General features: G+C 44.3%; 11 protein-coding genes. 4 read left to right on the plus strand and 7 right to left on the minus strand.

All coding sequences use genetic code 11. From position 1 onward, the window contains the following. Positions 1-256 precede the first annotated feature (256 nt). From ABDD95_RS22415 to ABDD95_RS22425, 3 genes are read left to right on the plus strand one after another with little or no spacing between them, the layout of a single operon-like run. The gene (locus tag ABDD95_RS22415) at positions 257-682 is read left to right on the plus strand and encodes a hypothetical protein (RefSeq protein WP_345949595.1); all 426 of its coding nucleotides are present in this window, start codon (positions 257-259) and stop codon (positions 680-682) included. 24 nt (positions 683-706) lie between these two features. Next, positions 707-1,357: a hypothetical protein gene (locus ABDD95_RS22420; protein ID WP_345949596.1), complete on the plus strand. Its 651-nt coding sequence runs from the start codon at positions 707-709 to the stop codon at positions 1,355-1,357. Continuing rightward, positions 1,338-2,987 (plus strand): response regulator, encoded by a 1,650-nt coding sequence (locus ABDD95_RS22425; protein WP_345949597.1) that lies wholly within the window; start codon positions 1,338-1,340, stop codon positions 2,985-2,987. The genes ABDD95_RS22420 and ABDD95_RS22425 overlap by 20 nt, the downstream gene beginning before the upstream one ends. An 8-nt stretch (positions 2,988-2,995) precedes the next feature. Here the strand turns inward: ABDD95_RS22425 and ABDD95_RS22430 are convergent, their stop codons facing one another. From ABDD95_RS22430 to ABDD95_RS22455, 6 genes are all read right to left on the minus strand, one after another. Next, a complete protein-coding gene (locus tag ABDD95_RS22430; RefSeq protein ID WP_345949598.1) occupies positions 2,996-5,365 on the minus strand; it encodes a glycoside hydrolase family 2 TIM barrel-domain containing protein in 2,370 nt (789 codons plus the stop codon). Positions 5,366-5,379: 14 nt separating this feature from the next. Then, positions 5,380-6,732: a glycosyl hydrolase 53 family protein gene (locus tag ABDD95_RS22435; RefSeq protein WP_345949599.1), complete on the minus strand. Its 1,353-nt coding sequence runs from the start codon at positions 6,730-6,732 to the stop codon at positions 5,380-5,382. Positions 6,733-6,803: 71 nt separating this feature from the next. Continuing rightward, positions 6,804-9,389 (minus strand): membrane or secreted protein, encoded by a 2,586-nt coding sequence (locus ABDD95_RS22440; protein ID WP_345949600.1) that lies wholly within the window; start codon positions 9,387-9,389, stop codon positions 6,804-6,806. Positions 9,390-9,414: 25 nt separating this feature from the next. Beyond that, positions 9,415-10,458, minus strand: coding sequence for a glycosyl hydrolase 53 family protein (locus tag ABDD95_RS22445; protein ID WP_345949601.1), 1,044 nt, complete (start codon positions 10,456-10,458; stop codon positions 9,415-9,417). Between the two features lie 10 nt (positions 10,459-10,468). After that, positions 10,469-11,980 (minus strand): RagB/SusD family nutrient uptake outer membrane protein, encoded by a 1,512-nt coding sequence (locus ABDD95_RS22450; protein ID WP_345949602.1) that lies wholly within the window; start codon positions 11,978-11,980, stop codon positions 10,469-10,471. A 20-nt stretch (positions 11,981-12,000) separates the two neighbouring features. After that, positions 12,001-15,099 (minus strand): SusC/RagA family TonB-linked outer membrane protein, encoded by a 3,099-nt coding sequence (locus ABDD95_RS22455; RefSeq protein WP_345949603.1) that lies wholly within the window; start codon positions 15,097-15,099, stop codon positions 12,001-12,003. Positions 15,100-15,431: 332 nt separating this feature from the next. On the opposite strand from ABDD95_RS22455, the gene ABDD95_RS22460 reads away from it, so the two are divergent. Beyond that, positions 15,432-19,646 (plus strand): two-component regulator propeller domain-containing protein, encoded by a 4,215-nt coding sequence (locus ABDD95_RS22460; protein WP_345949604.1) that lies wholly within the window; start codon positions 15,432-15,434, stop codon positions 19,644-19,646. Between the two features lie 141 nt (positions 19,647-19,787). On the opposite strand, the gene ABDD95_RS22465 is transcribed toward ABDD95_RS22460, so the two are convergent. Continuing rightward, a complete protein-coding gene (locus tag ABDD95_RS22465; RefSeq protein ID WP_345949605.1) occupies positions 19,788-20,630 on the minus strand; it encodes a phosphatase PAP2 family protein in 843 nt (280 codons plus the stop codon). Between the last annotated feature and the right edge of the window lie 155 nt (positions 20,631-20,785).

Genomic DNA, 20,785 nt, shown 5'->3' on the forward strand with positions numbered 1-20,785 from the left:
TCGTTTCGGTACCAAACCGACTGTTGAATTACCCACTCGAGTTGAACCAATAATTAATAAGGCACCCACTTCAAAAACCAACCGGGCTTATATATAGCATCACCCAAACAACCACCACCATCTTAATTACAAGTTTTTTAGTTACAATTTACATCTTTTAACTTCAAATTATACCACCCAATCATTTTCAACAGAGTTAATAAAAAAACTTTTTTTTCGGTCGAGAACATTAATTTTATCAGAAAATCGACCCCTTATGTCAAGTAAACTCACCGAACCTACCCGGGTTATCATCCCGGTATCAAAAGCAATTGAAAGAACTACGAACTGGAGGAACTTTCTTAAAAAGAATCTGGAAGAACAAGAATCCTGGAAAATTCCAAAAGCAGTATACATTTCCAAGGAAGACATACTGGATTTGGCTGCCGCATGCCATGCCGACAAAAGCATAGCCGGGGTTCGCGCTTACTTCTCTCTAACTGTGCCCGAGGAAGAGAAATTCAGGAATGAAATAAAATTTGTAATGGTTTTGGTAAGGGAAGAAGAAGGAATGCCTGCCGGGAAAGACGTCATTTACCTGCCAGGCGGTTCATCTGACGATGACTCAAGCGTATACGATTTTACTCGCCCATGCCCCGACTTTTGCGATACTACCAGCCCGCTTTTTAACGGAGACCAATAAGAGATTAGCTAAACCTGCTTACTTATGAAGTCTTTTACATCCTATTATCTCGGCTATATAGTGCCGGCCAGTACACTTTTGCCAATAGTTGCAGGCTTGATGTATTATAAGCGCATTAATAAGCCTTTGCATACGTTGCTCATTTATTTAATTATAGCGTTTATAATCAATGTAATTGGTAGCGTAATGGCCGGCAATCATATTAACAACCTGCCGTTACTGCATTTTTACACCATTTTTGAACTGCTGGCAGTAATGTTTTACTACAAACATGCATTTGGCCACGGCAAAATAACCAGCTGGATTTATGCCGCCATGATAGCTTTCCCGCTGCTGTGTGTTCTTAACTTTACCTTTTTACAAAGCCTCCATGAGTTTAATACTTACACAAGGCCCTTAGGTGCGCTGATCATCATTCTGTTCAGCGGTTTGTATTTGGCTGTACAGCCAAACCTGAGCAACCAGCAGTTGGTTACCCGTTCGGGTAGGATGGTTGCGGGCGGCTTTTTAATTTACTTCTGCAGTTCATTATTCCAGTTCATTTTCTCTAACGTTGTAAGCCATATTGCTACCAGAACCATAAAGGATGTTATCTGGAACCTGCATGCCACCTTTGTGCTCGTAATGTATTTGTTCTTTTTTGCGGCCATACTTAATGAAAGAAATAAACGATAACATACCGGTACTGGTAATAACGGCCATGATGTGCTCGCTTACTATTGTTATCTGTTTTCTCATTATTATTTACCGCAAGCAGCTGGATGTTTTCAGGCATAAAGAAGCTAACCAGGCTAAAAGTATTTTTTTGGCCACCATGAGCCACGAGATCCGTACGCCCATGAACGGCGTGATTGGTATGGCGGCCCTGCTCAAAGAAACTAAATTAAACACCGAACAGCAGGAATATACCCAAGCCATTATTCAAAGCGGCGAGGCCCTGCTCAGTGTGATTAATGATATACTGGACTTTTCTAAAATTGAGTCGGGCAAGATGGATATTGACCCACACGACTTTAACCTGCGTACCTGTGTAGAAGAAGTGCTGGATGTATTTTCGGGCAAACTGGCTCAATCAAATGTGGAACTCCTGCACTACATAGATCACCAATTACCCCAGCAACTGGTAGGCGACAAGATGCGCATCAGGCAGATTTTGATAAACCTGGTGGGCAATGCCACCAAATTCACGCATCAGGGTGAGATATTTTTAAAGGTATCCTTAAGTAACCGCAATGAACACCACATTGAGATAGAATTTGCTATAAGTGATACCGGCATAGGAATCCCGGCGGAGAAGCTTTCACATTTGTTCGAAGCTTTCTCACAGGCCGACTCCGCCACAGCCCGCAGGTATGGCGGCTCGGGATTGGGCCTGTTGATCAGCAAGCGCCTGGTAAATTTAATGGGCGGGCAAATTACCGTTACCAGTGAGCCTGGCTTAGGTACTACCTTCAAATTTACAATTAAGTGCCAGGTTAGCAAGCAGCCTGTTGAAGTAACCAATTTTGACTTTGGAGGCACAAATGGCAGGCAGGTACTGATTGTGGATGATCATCAAACCGGTTTGCAATTTTTAAAAGCACAGCTTGAACAATGGGCGCTTAAAACTGCCGAGGCAACGACCGGGCAGGAAGCACTACGATTATTAGACTCGGCTAACCATTACGATTTGGTCATAACCGATTTTGGACTGCCCGAAATGGATGGCGTTCAGTTGGCTACGCTTGTTAAGGCTAAGAAACCAAACACACCCATTATTTTACTAAGCTCAATGGGCGATGATATCCGAAAGAAAGACCCTTATCTATTTGCCGGTATATTGACCAAACCCGTTAAGCAACAACACTTACAAAGACTATTAACTAATGTTTTGCAGCAGCAATACCATACCCCACAAGTACCTGAGATGCTTCTTCAAAAAGATTTTGCGGCTGCGCATCCATTGACGGTTATGGTGGCCGAAGACAATAAGATTAACCAGATGGTGATCTTGAAGATACTCTCCAGACTGGGTTATGAGCCGGCCCTGGCAACAAACGGTAAAGAAGCCGTTCAGCTGCTGAGCCAGCAAACTTTTAGCCTGATACTGATGGATATTCAAATGCCGGAAATGGACGGCTTAACCGCCACCAGGCATATCAGAAAACACCATACCGGCCAACAACCCCACATTATAGCTATGACTGCCAATGCCATGACCGAAGACCGCGAAGAATGCTTCGAAGCAGGAATGGATGACTTTCTCTCTAAACCAATAAAGCTTGATGCCTTGCTGGAAAAATTGCAGCAGGTAGCATCATCGTAACGGTTACCCTATTTAGTGATGGTATTAAAAACCGCAGATTTTAAGCCTGCGCCTGTAGCTTTTACAACTACTGTTCCTCCTTTACTGCCGGCCTTAATCAATACGGCTGCAATACCTGCTTCAGCGGCAACTTTGTTGGTGCCTATAACTTCTGCGTTGCCAGATGTGATAAAGTTTACTAAATGAGAAGCACCAGGAATAAGTGTACCATTTCGGTCTGTTACATAAGCATAAAACAATAAGGCATCATTAGTGCCGGCCGTCCATTTTTTGCCGCTTTCATCAGCCTTAATTACAATTTGGTATGGTTTGCCCGGCGTAGACTGGGTAGAAACAGCTGATTGCTTGTTGCCAATATAGCCAACAGCCTTAAGGGTACCGGGCTGGTACGTTTTTACATTGAAAGTAAAAGGCGGATGTTTTAAGTTGCTTGAAAGTGCACCGGTATCGGGCTTTTGACGGCCAAGAGAGCGGCCATTTAAAAATAGTTCCACCTGTTCGCAGTTACTAAAAACCTTTACGCTTTTTTGTCCTGCGTCATTCCAGTAATTAGCAATGTAAATCATAGGCTTGCCAAAACCTTTACTATCGGCCACAGGTCCATACTGGCTCTGGTAAAAGTAAAAGCTAAACTTAGGCAAACGGTAAATGTCCATCACGCCTGATGATTCTATATCACTGGCATACCCACGCTTATAATCAAACATAAGCCAGTTAGCATCGCCTATAGCATTTCCGTACTTGTTATCGTTATGCGATTCCTGGTAATTAAGCGCCTGTTGCAGCAAGCGTTGCTGGCCATCTGTACGCAACTGCCGGGAGTTGCGCTCTTCTTTCTTTAAACCCTCGTAAGCTTTTTGGTTGAAACCTGCATTCTGAGCATAATACTCCCAATCGCCGTATTCGGCAATGAGCAAGGGCTTGGTTTTGTTGTACTTTTTCCAGTAGTTGGGTGCTTTGGCGTGTTGCCGGGCAGGGTTAAATACATCGTAGGCGTAATCCATCCACCCCGAGGTATAGGTGTCTTTGTAGGGTAACTCTCGGTGTGCAATACTGTTTGCTGTGTCCATGTAAGCTTTTGCCATGTTGGTTTCGTTTAACGAAGCTTCCCACAACACAATAGAAGAATGGTTACGATCACGACGAATCATATCTCGAATATCCTGCAGGCTATTTTTTTGAAAATCCTCTTTACCAAAAAACTGCCAGCCGGGTATGGCATCCATTACTAAGATACCCAGTTCGTCGCAGGCATCTAAAAATGATGGTGCAGGTGGATAATGAGAGCATCGCACAAAGTTAAATCCGGCATCTTTTATTTTCCATGCATCACGGTACTGCATATTATCAGACAGGGCGTAGCCTAGTAAAGGATATTCCTGATGCCGATTGGTACCATTTAAAAATGTCTTCCGTTCGTTAAGGTAAAATCCTGCAGCGTCAAACCTTATAGTCCGTATACCACTACGGATGATTTGCTCATCAACCACCACATTGCCGCGTAGCACCTGTACCTTAAGCCGGTACAAGTACGGATTTTCGGTAGACCATAAGTACGGTTTACTTACGGTAAGTGTTTGTGCAAAACCTTGCAGCCCGCCTGCTTTTACGGCTTGTTCATTAGATTGCGCCGTACTAACTATTTTTCCATCAGCGCTTAATAAACTAATTTTTACACCTGCCCGCTGCTGATCCGCATACTGGTTCCGAACATCTGTTTTTACAGTAATTACCGCTTTGCTGTTATTGGCCTCATCAGTATGCACCATGATACCGCCACGTGCTTCCAAGTTCTCTTGCACAGCATCACTTATATATAATTTATCCTGAACCATTAGCCAGGCGTTGCGGTATATGCCGCCGTAATAATTAAAATCGAGGTCTTTAATAGGTTTACCCGGTGGGATAGCTGCGTTATCCTGATTATTTAGTTTAACCAAAATACAGTTTGGCTTATCAAAAAACACCTTATCGGCTATATCAATTGTAAAAGGAAGGTAGCCGCCTACATGGCTGATTATTTTTTTGCCGTTGAGGTATACATCCGCCTCATGCATGGCAGCATCAAACCGTATAGCAATGCGCTTATTTTTATTGGTGGGTAAGAGAGAAAAAAACTTGCGGTAAAAGCAGGTGCCCTGCCATTGCTCCTCCACTTTTTTTACAGCCTCTAACCGTGGGGTGTGTGGTAAGGATATTTTGGCCCAAGCTATGGTTGAACCGGTTGGCTGGCTCAGTAATTTAGCAGCGTTAGTGGTGTCAATATCTTTAACAAATTCCCAATTGCTACTGAAATTTTGGTCAACAGGCTTTTGCTGCGCCTTTAGGTGCCCGCTGGCACTTACCCATAACAACAGGCCAATAATATATTTATTCATGCAGTACAAAACTTTTAGTTTACGTTGTATTTTTTTGCAATACCCGGATAAGCCTGCAGGTGTGCGTTGGCTTTGCCATCACGGTCAAAAACGGCCTCCCAGGTATTAAGCGGCTCCCAAATAAAGGAGCCTATCCCCTTTTTGCCGGCTGCTGTAAAGGCTATGTCGTTCACCTCCTGCTTACGCTCGGAGTACTCAGCAACCATAATGTATTTTTGATAGGTTTGAGCTAAGTTGGCCACGCTGTGCCGCAAATCACCGGGCGTGCCATGCCATTTAGGGTAATAGGAAAGACCGATCACATCAAACGGCACCTTACGCTTCAGCATGTTGCTGATGAAAAAGTGGGCCTCGTCAACCTGCCCGCCCAGGGCTACGTGCAGCATAATAGGTGTAGCAGCATTTACAGCTTTAACACCTTCTATACCGGCGTAAATAAGCCGTGCTAAACTATCCAAATTATTAATGGCACCCTCGGGCCATATCATCCCGTGGTTAATTTCGTTACCTACCTGCACCATGTCTGGCACCGTGCCCTGATCTGTGAGTGATTGCATTACAAATGCAGTGTAAAGCCGCACAGAATCGGTAAGTGTTTTAAAATCCAGACCCACCCATGCGGCAGGTTTAAACTGCTTTTGCGGATCGGCCCAGGTATCACTGTAGTGAAAATCGAGCAGCAGTTTCATACCTGCAGCTTTAATGCGTTTGGCCATGGCCCGGGTATGCGGCAAATCGCAAAACCCTTTTTGCGGAGAATAGCCTTGTGCAACCGCCGGGTTATTAAATATCCGTAAGCGTGCATAGTTAAAGCCCTGCTTTTTAAGGATCACTACCGGGTCTTCCTGCTGCCCCTTGGCATCATAAAATTTCATTCCACGTGCTTCTAACTGGGGCAGAAAAGATATATCGGCACCCAATATCCTATCTGTAATTATCGCATTACCGGCAATGGGCCGGGTTGTGGCTGTTACCGCATGTGGTTGCCCCGGCTGTACCATATGTATTTCTGTAGACCCGGTAATTAGCCCCTCACCGCTAACATCAAACTTTATAATGCCCTTTTGCCTACCAGCTCTTAAGCTAAACCAAAGTTCCCCATTTTGCAGCTTTGCATGGTTTGCAGTGCCGGCAACGGCGCCCTTTAAGGCAACAATACGAGCATCGCCTTCAATTTTAAATTGAACAGCATTACTGGCATTGGCAATCTCTTTGCCTTCACTGTTAATAACGGTGATTTTCACTTTGGCTTCGTCTTTGCCATTAGCTATGAGGGTGTTTTTGTAAGGCGTAACCACAAGCTCGGGCAACCGGGTGCCGCCCTTGCCAGGCGCCTGACCAAAAACCTGAGATAAGCCAGCTAACAAGGCAAACGTTATTAACCGTAATTTTCTCTTACAAAATATTTTATACAGCTTATACAGCATCCTTAGGTTATTTAATAAGCCAGCCAAACCGATTCTACCTCCACACCAAAGGGCTGACCGTAACGGGCTGCATCCAACATGTGACCTGCCGTTATCTCTAAGTTATCTGCATTTTGCAATGCGAAGCCGGCGAAACTGCCCGCTTTGAACCACAGCGGTAAAAACCCAGGATAAGGGCGAGGGAGCAACAATGAAGAATCGGGCTTGAGTGCTGTTAATGGTATCTCCAGCGTTTTAAATTCGCTACTTAAATCAGCAAATGCAGCATAGGTGCTTGCATCAGTTGCTGTTAAACCTATGCGTAATTTGGTGGGTTGGCTGGTTGTTGCCCGCGCCCTTACCATAATTTTGGTAAAGGAGGCCAGCTCGCCGGTTCGACCTTTTAGTTTATCGCCAACATAAAGTTGCATGCCCATTAACTGGCCGTTGCGTATGGCCTGCGTAGCTACGCGGAACACCAGCTTACCTGTGTTAGGGCCGCTTACAAACTGCGCTCCGCCCGTGCGAGTGTATTCAGGAAAATAAGGGTTCGCCATTTCACGGTCGGCTATTGCATCAAACAGAGACAAATTCCCTTTCGGGGTAGCGATAAACGTTTGCCAGTAATCAGAATTCACATTATCCCATTGGTATGGGTTACCGCTATGGTTTCCGGGGAAGGTGAAATACTCAGATATGCCCCGCTGAACAACAACCCGGTAATTCAATATTCCAGTAGCCATGGTATTGGCCGGGATTTCGGCGGTGTAATCATACGGTGTAACACGGGTCATGGCAATCTGGCTGGGGCCGCTAAAACCACTGTTCACGCTTAAAGTTACTTTATCTGTAGAGTCAATATTAACGACTTTGATTTTTACAGTAATGGATTTCCCGGTGCTTACTTCTGTAAGCGGCGTGTGCGATACCTGCGGGCTAAGGGTGCGTGGCTTTGGCGCTACAAACTCATTTAAGTTTAAATTATTTATACTTTTTGAGCCCGTCCACCGGCTGCTGCTTTTTCCCGCCTTCACCAGCAGGTAAGTGCCGGGGGCGATGTTGAATTTACCCTGACTGGCTATTGATGTAAAGGTATTCCCAGCGTTAATGCCGTTTACCTTAAAATCATTGCCCAGGTCGGTTAGCGCCAATTGCATGCTTTGGCTATTCCAGGCAATATATACAGCCTCGCGCGAGGGCGAAGGGCGGGCAAACGGATCACGAATGGTAATGGCATCGGGCATAACTTCCAGGCGCCAAATACCGTTTTCCAGTTTATCTAAAAAGTAAGCGCCGTAGCCTTGGTATTTAACCAGGGCTGAACTGCCCACGCCGGCAACGTGAGCTAACCGCTTATTATCTAAAGGCTGGATATTGGTTGAGCTTGAGTAATAAAACTCATTAACCGTATTCATTTCGCTCATGGCTTGCTTGTAGCTAACATGATAGGCATCAAAAACACTGTCTTGCGGGTAGGTACCATACTTTTTACCAGCAGGTAACAGATGAAACACGCGGCTGGCAATTAAAAAGCTGATGGCCTTAGCCGGCGTATAAGCCAGATTTAAAAAATGTGTTTGATACTCGGTATTGGCGTAAGCCGTAGCCAGCGGATCATAAGCAAACTGTGTTACCCACTGAAAACCCGCCTGCTTAAAACTGCGTGCTACCGCCGGGTAGAGATAAGATTGCAAAACATCGGCCGCATCAAATTCATAAACCATGCGGGCCTTGTTTTTAAACTCGGGTATGGTATCGTACGGGAAAGTGTAACGGTCAACATTAGGCAGCATATTGCCTTTTTGCTCGTGCCCGGCTACCAGGCCGGTTGGATACCATTGAAAGCTGAAACCGTTTACGTTTGATTTGGCAACCGCATCGGCATACCAGGGCGACTCACTGATGTTATAAAACACCGGCTTGCTCCACCCTGTGCTATTGATGGCTGCTTTCATACGGTTAATGTATTCGGTGGCCCGTGCTTTTGGTCCGCTGGGGTGTGGTTCGTTATTAATTTCGGTGGCTATTACATTATCGTCGGCCGTGTAGGTTAACTTGGTATAGGGGTTAACATGTTTAAAGAACTGCTGTAAATAACGCTCCTGCGCTTTAAAAGCATCTTCATTAACCAGTGCACCGCCTTTACCATATTTGTCACTAAAGCTGCCTGTGCGTTCATCACGCTCCGGATAACCGTTGCCCCAAAAGGCAATAGGCGTGATAATAATGCGGATGCCACGCTGCTTCAGCTTGTACAACAGGTAATCGAATAAGCGCAAATGTTCGTTTACTTTCAAGTTTCCTGATGAGTCGCTGATCTCGGTATCCCAAACGTGCACCCTAAAGGCTTCTACACCCATGCGGGCTAAGTGGTAAACATCTTTATCAATCTCCTCCTCATGCTTTAAGTTGAGCGCCTTTACCGAACGGTAACCGTATGCAAATGGTAAAGTATAATTAACACCCCAGAGATAAACAGGCGCTTTACCTTTTGTCCACCTGAAAACCCCTTTGGCATCCACATATGTTGGCGAAATACTTTTTTGGGCGAAGCATACAGACACACCACCGGCAAGCAGTAAAAAAAAGAGTGTTAACGCATAATACAGCTTTCGCATAGGATTGATAATTATTTAGCTAAAGTTAATCTGTAAAAGCATCCAAAGCTATAGTAGGCTTGCCCGAATTATCAAACGCACCTAACCCGTAACCCTGCCAGTTATAGCTTTGCGGTTCCCAATAAAAAACACCTAAGCCTTGGTTGTTGGGTACCGACCGTACTTTGGCAATCAGGTCGGTTATAAAAGCTTTGCTGGCCGCGGCTTCTGAAGCAGGCATACCCACTTCAACAACCATTACCGGCGTGCCATAACGGGCAACCATGTCATTCATATTATTTAAGCATTGACCATTAAGGGTTTGCCAGTTGCTTACTGTAGGGTAAAGCGACAGGCCAATAATATCCCACTTGCCGCCATTGGCTTTCAAACCGTCAAACATCCACCTAAAGAGCGCATTATCATACCCCCTGTCAATGTGAACAATAACCAGCGTGGTGGGATTAACTGATTTTACAGCATTGTAGCCGCTGGTAATTAGCTTGGCAAAATTAGCCATGTGTGTAGAAGCACGACCGTCTTCCCACAGCATACCGTCTGCAGTTTCGTTACCTACCTGTACCCAATCGGGCGTAATACCGCTTGCTTTAAGCGTGTTTAGTACGGATGCTGTGTAAGTATACACGGCGTCGGTTAAGGCGGTAAAGCTTAAATCTTTCCAGGCAGCCGGTTTAGTTTGCTTTCCGGGATCGGCCCAACTGTCGCTATAATGAAAATCAATCATAATCTTCAGGCCCAGCGTTTGCGCCCGCAGAGCTTTCGCCAGCACGTCGGCGGTGTTACACCAGCCATCGGTCGGGTTAACCCATGCTCGTAAACGGATGGCGTTTATCCCTTTGCTTTTGAGCAATTGCATACACTCCTGTTCGGCACCGGCAGCATTATAAAACTTATAGCCGGCAGCTTCCATTTGGGTAAGCCAACTTACATCGGCCCCCTTAACTATAGCAGTAAGTGAGCCGCCGCTAACCGGCGGCTCAACAGTTTCAGTATTTGCAGGACTACCCTTTTTGCAGCCCGGCAAGATATACGCCAGGCAAAGCAAACATGTGATGATAATCCGGCTCATGTTGTAAAAATTAATAGCCCTGATTTTGCGAAAGCTTACCGTTACTGGCCGTTATAGCATAGTTAGGTATTGGAAACAGTACCGGCCCGGCAGTTTTGCCAACTGAGGCCAATGCGGCTTGCCATTGCCCGTGGCGTACCAAGTCCGTTTTTCGCTGCCCTTCAAAATAATTATCCCAGCCTTGTTCTTTTAATATCCAGGCATCAAAAGTATTTTTATCAGTAGTGGCCGATGCCGGAACATTACCCAAAGCAGGTCCGCCATGAGCCAGCCGCACTTGGTTTACCAAGCCAATAGCTTCAGGGGTAGGTCCGCTGTTTTGATTAATGGCCTCAGCAAGCATTAGCATCACATCGCCTAACCGCGCTTTCGGAAGGTCGTTGCCTTGATAAGGGTTATCAAGCGTGCCACCCAGATCGGGATATTTTGCAATTACCGGCCCGGTTAATCCGTTAGCGCGATTTTTAACTACGTTACTTTTATTCACATAGCTGGCTACCAACAGCTCGCGGCGTTTATCCAGTGGGTTAAAGGAATCATAAAAGCTCCAGGTTGCCGAAATAGGCGCATCGCCACCGGCAAAAGAACTGTATACTTTGTTGCCTTTATAATCTTTAGGGTAAGTATAAAACACCCACGGATTAAAGCTGGCTCTGTTTTCATCGCCGCTTTGATCGGGGGCGCAAGTAACAGCCCAAATAGTTTCGGCATTTTGCTCGGTAGCCTCTCTAAATAGGCTGCCATAATCGGTCACCAAAGCATAGCCCATAGTAAGGATCTGGCGGCCTACCTTTTCGGCATTCACAAAATCCTTTTCATTCATATAAGTACGCATTAACACTGTTAGGGCTAAGCCTTGATTGAAGCGACCATATTCGGCAGGTGTTTTGGGCAGGTTTACCGAAGCAAAATTAAGATCGCTTACAATAGCTGCTAAAAAGTCGGCTCTGGAAAGTCTCGATAAATTGGACTCTGCTTCTGTATTGATCTTAGCCGGATCCAGAATAACCGGCAGCGGGCCATACAGCTGTAATAAGTAATACATGCACCAGCCACGTGCCATACGTGCCTCAGCCAGATATGTATTTTTTGCTGCAGGGCTTAAACTTGATTTTTCTACATCACTTATAATTTGTGTAATGCGGGTAATAAATCTTATTTTTTCAAAATGGTTATTACCCGACTGCTGATTAACCAGAAAGTTAAAGCTTGCGGTAGTAAACTGCGTAAAAATGCCGCCCCAGCCGGTAAATATGTTAATATCATCACTTGGCATATCAAACATCATGATATCTCCGTACTCCGGACTAAACCAATCATTCTGGTATCCTGCGGGGTCGTTATATCCCCACTTAGACTGGAATGGCTTGTATACCTCGGCAACGTATCTTACAAAATCGGCCTCGGTTCTGGGAAAATTTGTAGTGGAGTAATTGCCATATAATTCAGGCTCAAGCCCCTTTTTACAGCTGCTTGAAAGAATGCAGGCTGAAATAGTTAATAACGCATATATCTTTTTCATAACTGATTTCTTGTTGTGGTTTAAAATCCGGCACGTACACCAAATGAGAATGTTCTGAACATAGGATACGGTGCATACCCTCCTTTTACATTGGCGTAAGATACCTCCGGGTCTACCCCTTTATAATCGGTGATAATAAACAGGTTTTGGGCATCGGCAAAAACCCTGATGGATTTACTAAACTTGCTGATGAACTTTGGATTGAAAGTATAACCCAGGGTAAGGTTACGGCAACGTACAAAATTGGTGCTTACCATGTTAATGTCAGAACCGGCAGGCAAAGCTGCAGAAGTCTCATTATAGTTTACACCAGGCCTTGTGCCGCCCGTATTGGCAGATGTATATACTTCAAGCGCCTGTATGGTACCGCTTTGTGTATTCGAAATTAAACTAACGGGATCGGCCCAGGCATAGTTAAAGTTGGTAGCCTTGCCACCAAACTGGCCGTAAAAGAAAATACTCAGATCTAATTGTTTGTAACGGAAGTTATTGCCGAAACCTAAAATTAGTTTGGGATCCGGGTTTAACTTATACACGTCGGCTCCGGTTAATTTGCCGTCGTTATTTACGTCAACAAATATTGGCGCACCAGGTAATCTTGCCCCCGATCCGGCCGCGGTTGGCTGGCTTGCAGGTACTGCTTGGCCTGCCTGTAAAATACCATTGGTTTTAATGTAATACCACTCGTTTACGGCATCATCAACGGACTGATAGGTAACGCCTCCGTTAGCACTTAATATATCGTACACAAAACGCTCTTTCCATTTATAGGTGTAGTGCGAAAGATTGATAACAGAACTCCAGTCGAAGTTTTTAATGTGCAGATTCTGGGTATTCAGTGCTACATCATAGCCCTGCCGTACCTGGTGTCCACCATTTACCGGTTGGCTTGAAAACGGAGACAAACGCGGTGTTGGACCGGTTCCTCTCAGCAAGTTGGTGATATCGTCTTTAAACACATCAAATGACCCTGTAATCCTGTCATTGAAAAAGCCAAAGTCCAAACCGATGTTTTTATTGTTGGTTTTTTGCCAGGTTAACTCAGGGTGGTCAATAGCGAAAGCTGCAATAGTTGGATAGTTTACGGCACCATTGTTAAAATACAATATGTTACCATCTGAACTATAACCCCCATAACCAGCACCGCTGCTAAGCCCGGCGGTTGAACCGGTTAAACCTATACTACCACGAAGCTTTAACAAACTGATGAATTTGATGTTCTCCATAAAAGACTCGCTACTGATTTTCCAGCCGGCCGATACGGAAGGGAATAAGGCATACTTGTTTTCGGGGAAGAACAAGCTAAACCCATCATAGCGGGCCGTAGCAGTAAGCAGGTATTTGTTGTAAAGGCTAAAAGTTGCACGACCAAAGTAAGACCGTAGTTTGGTAGCTGTTTTACCCGAATTAATACCCATGTTGGCGGTAGACAGCAGCAGATTAGTGTTCTCAAATGCGTCGGGCCCGCCTCCACCTTCGGCGCCAAAAGCGTCGTAAGTGTTTTTATATTGACCGATGCCTGCTATAGCGCTTACGTTTAAAATACGGTTATCAAAAAAGTCCTTTTTGAAGTCTATGGTAGCCTCCATGGTTTGGCTTTGCCGCTTAGCAAAATTGCGCGATCCCCTGGCCTGGTAGCGCTGATAGTAATAAACCGTGCTTGGCACAAAAAAATCACGATCTGACGATTCGTAGTTATTACCATATAATCCGTGAACCGTTAATACACCCGGAATAATTTTTATATCTGCCGAAATATTGGCATTAAGCGTACTGGTGTAGGTACGATCCTTAATCTCCAGCAATGAAACCGGGTTAGCTGTTAGCCCAAACTGGCTATAACCCCCATTTGCATTCCTTACCGGAATATAGGCCGGGTAGCCCAATGCTGCCTGTACCGCACCAAAGCCTTCAGCCCCCGAACCGCCGCTCTGACCGCCAGACGATGAATTTAAATAACTATTACGGCTGCCGGTAAAATTCGTGTTTAGCGTTAAATGCTTAGATATATTAAATGATAGGTTGCTCCTGCCGGTATAGCGTGTTAAGCCTGCATTTCTGAGCGTACCCTCCTCATTGTAAAAACCGCCCGAGAAATAGTAAGTTACTTTTTCGGTACCCCCGTTTACGGTTAACTGGTGGTTATGGATAGCGCCGGTTTTAAATATTTCGTCCAGCCATTTGGTACCCTCGCCAGCTGCTGCAATTTGTGCTGCAGAGAACTGGGCCGGTTTGTTGCCTACTGTATAATCAGCACTCAACTGGTTAAACAGGGTCATATATTGTGTGGCGTTGAGCGGTTGCAGGTACTGGTAGTTTTTTTGGAACGAATAATTACCATTGTAATTTACAGACATACTACCCGATTTACCTTTTTTGGTGGTAATAAGCACCACCCCGTTAGCGGCATTAACACCATAAATTGCAGCACTGGCATCTTTCAAAACCTCTATAGACTCGATATCTTCAGGATTTAAACCAGCGAGCCCCGCACGGTTTACGCCGTTGGTTTCGCGCGCTATGGCGCCGTTTCCCGGCTCCAGTGCATCGCCCGGAAAAATAACACCATCTACTACATATAATGGATTACCCCTGCCGCGGATGGACACATTAATTCCGCCACCCGGTTGTGGGCTGCTTTGCGAAACCTGTACGCCCGCTGCCCGTCCAAACAATAGTTGCTGTATGTTGCTATTAGCTGCCTGGGGTACTTTTTTAGGGTCAATCTTAGTTACCGCAGTGGTAACGTTTTGGCGGGTGGTTGTACCGTAGCCAATTACTAATACTTCGTTCAGGTTGTTTTGCTGGGTTTCCAGTACCACGCTCATGGTTGAGCCGTTTACTGCCACTTCGCGTGTTTGGAAGCCTACCCCTGTAAACACCAGCGTGGCACCTGTAGGAGCACTTATTGAAAATTTGCCCACGCCATCGGTTAAAGTACCTTGTGTTGTTCCTTTTACAGTTACAGCAATACCAGGTAAAGTACTGGCATCTTCTTTTAAAGTTACCGTTCCTGTTACCGTAATGTTTTGCGCAAACACCGCGGAGACATTCAACAATAATAGTAAGGCTACTATTGATGAAAATCCCCTCTTAAAAAAAAGAGTAAATATCCGCATAGAATTTAAAGTTAAATTGGTTTAAAACTTGGTTTCTATCAGCACTTAGCTTATCACATTATTATAAAACTAGCATACACCGGGGCATACGCATAAGCAGGAAATAAGGTGTAAAGCGACTGATAGATATAATTGGTTTACGAGGTCAAATCACCATAATTTGCACCAATAATAGCTAATTCAAACGTTCATTTCTTTTGTTCAAATCATCATTTTTTTGAGCGCTTATAGCCAAATTGACGCCCCTGCTTAACTTTTAGATAAAAATCGTATTATTGTGAATATGCAAGCGGTTCACTAAATACCGTTAACCAATTATACTTTTAAGGACTATGGATCGGTGCGGACTAAATAGCCATCGCGGTGTGAAGTATTTTATCCGGCAACAAGCCTTGTGTTTGCTTTTGTCAGCCGGTTTAGCTACGCTGCCTGATGGCTTGCACGCACAAACCACCCAGCTTCGCTTTAAACACATTAACAGTTCGGACGGCTTATCAAACAGCACTATCGAGGCCATTTACCAGGATACCCGGGGCTTTATGTGGTTTGGTACGCGTGATGGTTTGAATAAATACGACGGATACGGTATAACCGTATTTAAGAATAAGCCGGGCAATACAGGTAGCTTAAGCGACAATTATATACGCTGTATTACCGAAGATGCTCAAAAGAACCTGTGGATAGGCACCATTGACGGGCTTAACCGCTTTAATACAAATACCAATACTTTTACAGTTTACAAATACAGCTACGGCTATAAGGCAAGCCTTGCGGGTAACAACATTAACAGCATCTATACCGATAAACAGGGGGTACTGTGGATTGGTACAGATAATGGCGGCTTAGATAAATATAATGCGGCTGATGGCAGTTTTAGTCATTTTGCGGCTGCAGGTAACTCTAACAACGTTACCAATTGCATATACGAAGATTCAAAAAGTTGTTTATGGCTGGGTACATCCAAGGGGCTTCAACGCTTTGATCGTAAAACACACAGCTTTGCTACCGCCGTGGTTAGCGTACCTGAACAGCCGGCTCTTAAAAATCAACCCATTAATTCGATACAGGAAGACAAACTTGGCCGTTTATGGCTGGGGATAGAAAACGGCGGATTACTTGTTTATGACCCTTTAAAGAGCACATTACTAAGTTTTAAGCATCAACAACAATACGCAGGCAGCCTATCAAATGATCAGGTTAAATGCCTGTTATCTGATAGTAAGGGCCGCATCTGGGCAGGCAGCATCAACGGAGGTCTCGAACGCTTTGATTATAACACTAATGAGTTTATACATCATCAGAATAAAGTGGATGATCCGGAAAGCCTGTCTCAACGAACAGTTTCGGCCATTTATGAGGACCGTCAAAAAAACCTTTGGGTAGGTACGCATCGTGGCGGAATTAATTTATACATACCTAATGCCTCCAAATTCAATTTTATACACACTGCGTCGGGCACAAATAGCCTGAGTTATAATGACGTGAGGGCTTTTTTCGAGGATGACCAGGGCAGTATATGGATAGGCACCGATGGTGGCGGTTTAAACGTTTATAACCCGTTGACCGGTACATTTAAACATTACCGCAATAATTTGCAGGCAACCAACAGCCTGGCCAGCGATGCCGTACTCGACATTATGCAAGACCGCGAAAAAACGCTGTGGGTAAGCACCTGGGGCGGCGGCCTTAACCGTTTTAACCGGAAAACCCAGACCTTTGAACATTTTTTGAATCTTCCGGCCAACAAGAATTCTATCTCTTCCAACTATGTTCAAAAAGCTTATACAGATAGCCACAACAATTTTTGGGTAGCCACTTACTACGGCGGGCTTAACCTTTTCGATCCTGCAACAAAGCGGTTTAGCCGCATTACTGCATCGCTCGACGGGAAAACCCGATTAAAGGGAAATAATATTGTGTCTTTAAAAGAAGACCGCTACCAAAATTTGTGGATTGGCACAGATGATGGCGGACTAAACTGTTATAACCTAGTGACCCGGCAGTTTAAACACTTTTTTGACGATCAGGAACGCCGCCCTGATTTAAGGGTTTTATTTTCTGACCATAAAGGCCAACTTTGGGTAGGCCAAACCGGCCTGTATGTTTTTAACCGGCAGCAAAGCAAGTTTGTACGGTTTACCACAAAAGGCGGATTAGGTACAGAATTTATTAAAAGTATTGAGGAGGATACAAAAGGGAACCTTTGGATAGCTACCTCAAACGGCATAACCAGGCTTAATCCATCCACTCGTAGCTTTAAGAAATATAATTTAGCCGATGGATTGCAGGGGCTGGAGTTTGAAGCCAATGCATCTTTAACCGCACGTAATGGTACTATGTATTTTGGCGGTATTAATGGGTTTAATCAGTTTAACCCTTACCAAATTCGCTCTAACCGGTTTGTGCCGCCAGTTTACATCACCGGCTTGCAAATATTTAATAAAGATGTACTGCCAGATACTACCGGCAACTCGGTATTAAGGCAGGATATTAGCCAAACTAAAACATTAAAGCTTAACTACAAACAGTCTACGCTATCGTTCCAGTTTGCAGCACTTAATTACAACGCGCCCGAAAATAACCGCTATATATACAAGCTTGAAGGATTAGACGATACGTGGTACGACGCCTCACAAAGCAGAAAAGCCTCCTTTACTAATTTAAGCCCTGGTGAATATACTTTCCATGTAAAAGCATCAAATAATGACGGCATTTGGAACCCGCACGAATCGGTTATTAAAGTAATTATAACCCCGCCTACATGGGCCACATGGTGGTTCAGAACCTTAATGGCGGCCCTCATATTCTATGGCGCCTACCTAATATTAAAATTTAAAAAGAACGCCGATTTAAAGAAGATAGAAGAAAACAAAAAGGAGGAAATGCACCAGTTGAAGCTGCAATTTTTTACCAATATATCGCATGACCTTCGCACGCCGCTATCACTCATTTTAGGTCCGCTTGAAAACCTTTTACGTGAGAGCCCGAACACTCATTTTACGCATTACTCCGAAATGATGTACCGTAATGCCAACCGCTTAATGGTGCTCATTAATGAATTAATGGACTTTCGGAAAGTGGAATCGGGCGCATTGAGCTTAAAAGTGGCTAAGGGCAACACACAGCTATTTATTGAAGAAATAACAAACGATTTTCAAGATTTGGCTCAACAAAAGGCTATCAATCTGACGGTGAAGCTTTCTCCGCAAATAGATGAAGCTTATTTTGACCGTCAGATACTGGAGAAAATTCTGCTTAACTTGCTAACCAACGCTATTAAATACACCCAAACTGGCGGCAGCGTAACTGTTGAACTGTCAAACGAATTGAGCAGCTTTAAATCGGCATATGGAAACGAGCTGATTATTAAAAACGCTTATCGGGGCAAGCAGTACTGTTATATCAGGATAGCCGATAATGGCATTGGCATATCGCGTGATTCGCTCTCGCATTTATTTGAACGTTATTATCGTATAACCGAATCGCACCTTGGCTCTGGCATCGGGTTAGCGTTTGTAAAAAGCCTTGCCACGCTTCATAAAGGCGATATTTACGTATACAGCGAACGCCAGCAAGGCACCGAGATTATTATTGGCCTGCCTTGCAGCGAACACGATTACACTTTAAGCGAAAAATGGCAAGCAAACGATCAGCACGGCGGCGTTAGCCTGGAAAGCATTGCTTATCATCAACTACCACAATTTGCTAATGCTGCGCAGAACCAGAAGCAGAAGCCGGATCCATTAACGACGGACAAGCCGCACATTCTCATTGTGGACGATAATGAAGAGATCAGGCTGTTTTTGAGGACCTGCCTGGAAAAAGAGTATGCCATAAGCGAGGCCGCTAACGGAAGAGAGGGCATAGAGAAAAGCAAAGCTGAACATCCGGATTTAATCATTAGCGATGTGATGATGCCCGGAACTGATGGCAATGAATTTTGCAAAATGATACGGCAGGATATTGAAACCAGCCATATTCCATTTGTGATGCTAACCGCAAAAACTAACCTGCAAGCCGAAATTGAAGGTTTTGAATCGGGAGCCGATTTGTATCTCAACAAACCGGTAAGCCCTAAATTACTGACTACCAGTTTACACAACCTATTTGAACAGCGCCGTGTACTCAAAGAGCGTTATTCAAAAAGTTACAACACCACTGCCCTCGAACTGGTATATAACAAAAAGGATAAAGCTTTTCTTAATCAGCTTATTAGCACCATTGAAGCGGAAATGAGCAATCCGGATCTGGACATTGAATTGCTTTGCAAATCAGCAGGTATGAGTCGTACTAAACTTTATAACAAAATAAAAGATGTTACCGGTCAGTCGGCCAATGAGTTTATCAGGAGTACCCGTTTAAAAAAGGCTGTCGAAATTTTAACGCATGAGGATATTCTGCTAACCGAGGTGATGTACCGGGTGGGCATACAAACACAGTCTTATTTTACCAAGGCATTTAAAAAGGAGTTTGGCGAAACCCCTTCGCAGTTTTTGCAAAACCTCAGAAAAGAAAGCAAAAACGAGAGCGCCTCTTTAGAAAGGTAATTACCATCAAACAAATCTATATAGCTAATACCCAATTGCTGAAACAAGGCGCTGCGGTGTAATGCTTAACAACTAGTAATCTTCAACGTTAAAACAGTTATAAAAATGCAAGCAACGGGATTGCATGCGTTGTAACCGGCATCAAAGTTCCATCGCAAACTCAACCCCAAAACCTCCGCTTTGGTATGACGGCAATAGTATAGCGCTGCGCCGGGCTTTCTTCTTTAACTCAGGCGCTAGGTTTTGATCTTCATTTTTGTCCTTACCCCTGAACAGGGTGTTACGTATGTATGGATATAACAAATAAGCTCCCTTGGTTGCTAAAATACCCAAACCAGCTCCTGCAACTACATCGCTAAACCAGTGATCCTGGTGGTAGATACGGAAAACGCCTGTTGTTGTTGCAAAGGCATAACCTACAAGCCCATAGTAAGGCGAGTTGCCGCTTAGCTCCTGCGCCATAAACTCGGCACCTGAAAATGCTGTTCCTGTATGGCCAGATGGGAAAGAGAGCCTATCAAGCTCATTAGGTCTTAACCGGTGTGTTGAGCGCTTCAGCACATTTAGTGAAAGCTTTAACATACCTTGCGACAGGACATAAATAAGTGTACGATCCACAAATGTGTTTTTGCCGTGTACACCTACTACGTTCAGGCCATATACCAATGCTACCGGCGCGTACTGAAAATAATCTTCTATACTACTGTTCGTAATAATGTTGTGCTCCTGCGCTTCCTTATAAATATAGCGATCCCATTTACGCAGTGGCTTAACATAAAACGAGGTTATACCATAACCCATCAAGGCGGCGGGCGGTATTAACGATGCAAATTTGCTGCGCAAATGCTGAACGGTGTCCGGCACTGTTAAAAGATCCTTCTTTAACGTATCAATAACATTTTTCTTCGTGGTATCTTCTGTGGTTTGTTGAGCAAATGCACAAGAACCAGCCATAAAAAGAATGATGAGCAATATATTTTTCAAGGCAGTAAATGATGGTTAATAGCGAGTTAACGAACAAAACTGTATAAAAGTTGGAGTTGGAGACACAAATACTTAAAATACTGTTACGCACCAATAAAAATTGGGCAGGTTAAAATATAAGTAAGTAGCATAAACCACAGCTTTGCCGCATATAT

The sequence above is a fragment of the Mucilaginibacter sp. PAMB04274 genome (assembly GCF_039634385.2).
In the GTDB taxonomy this organism is placed as follows: Bacteria; Bacteroidota; Bacteroidia; order Sphingobacteriales; family Sphingobacteriaceae; genus Mucilaginibacter.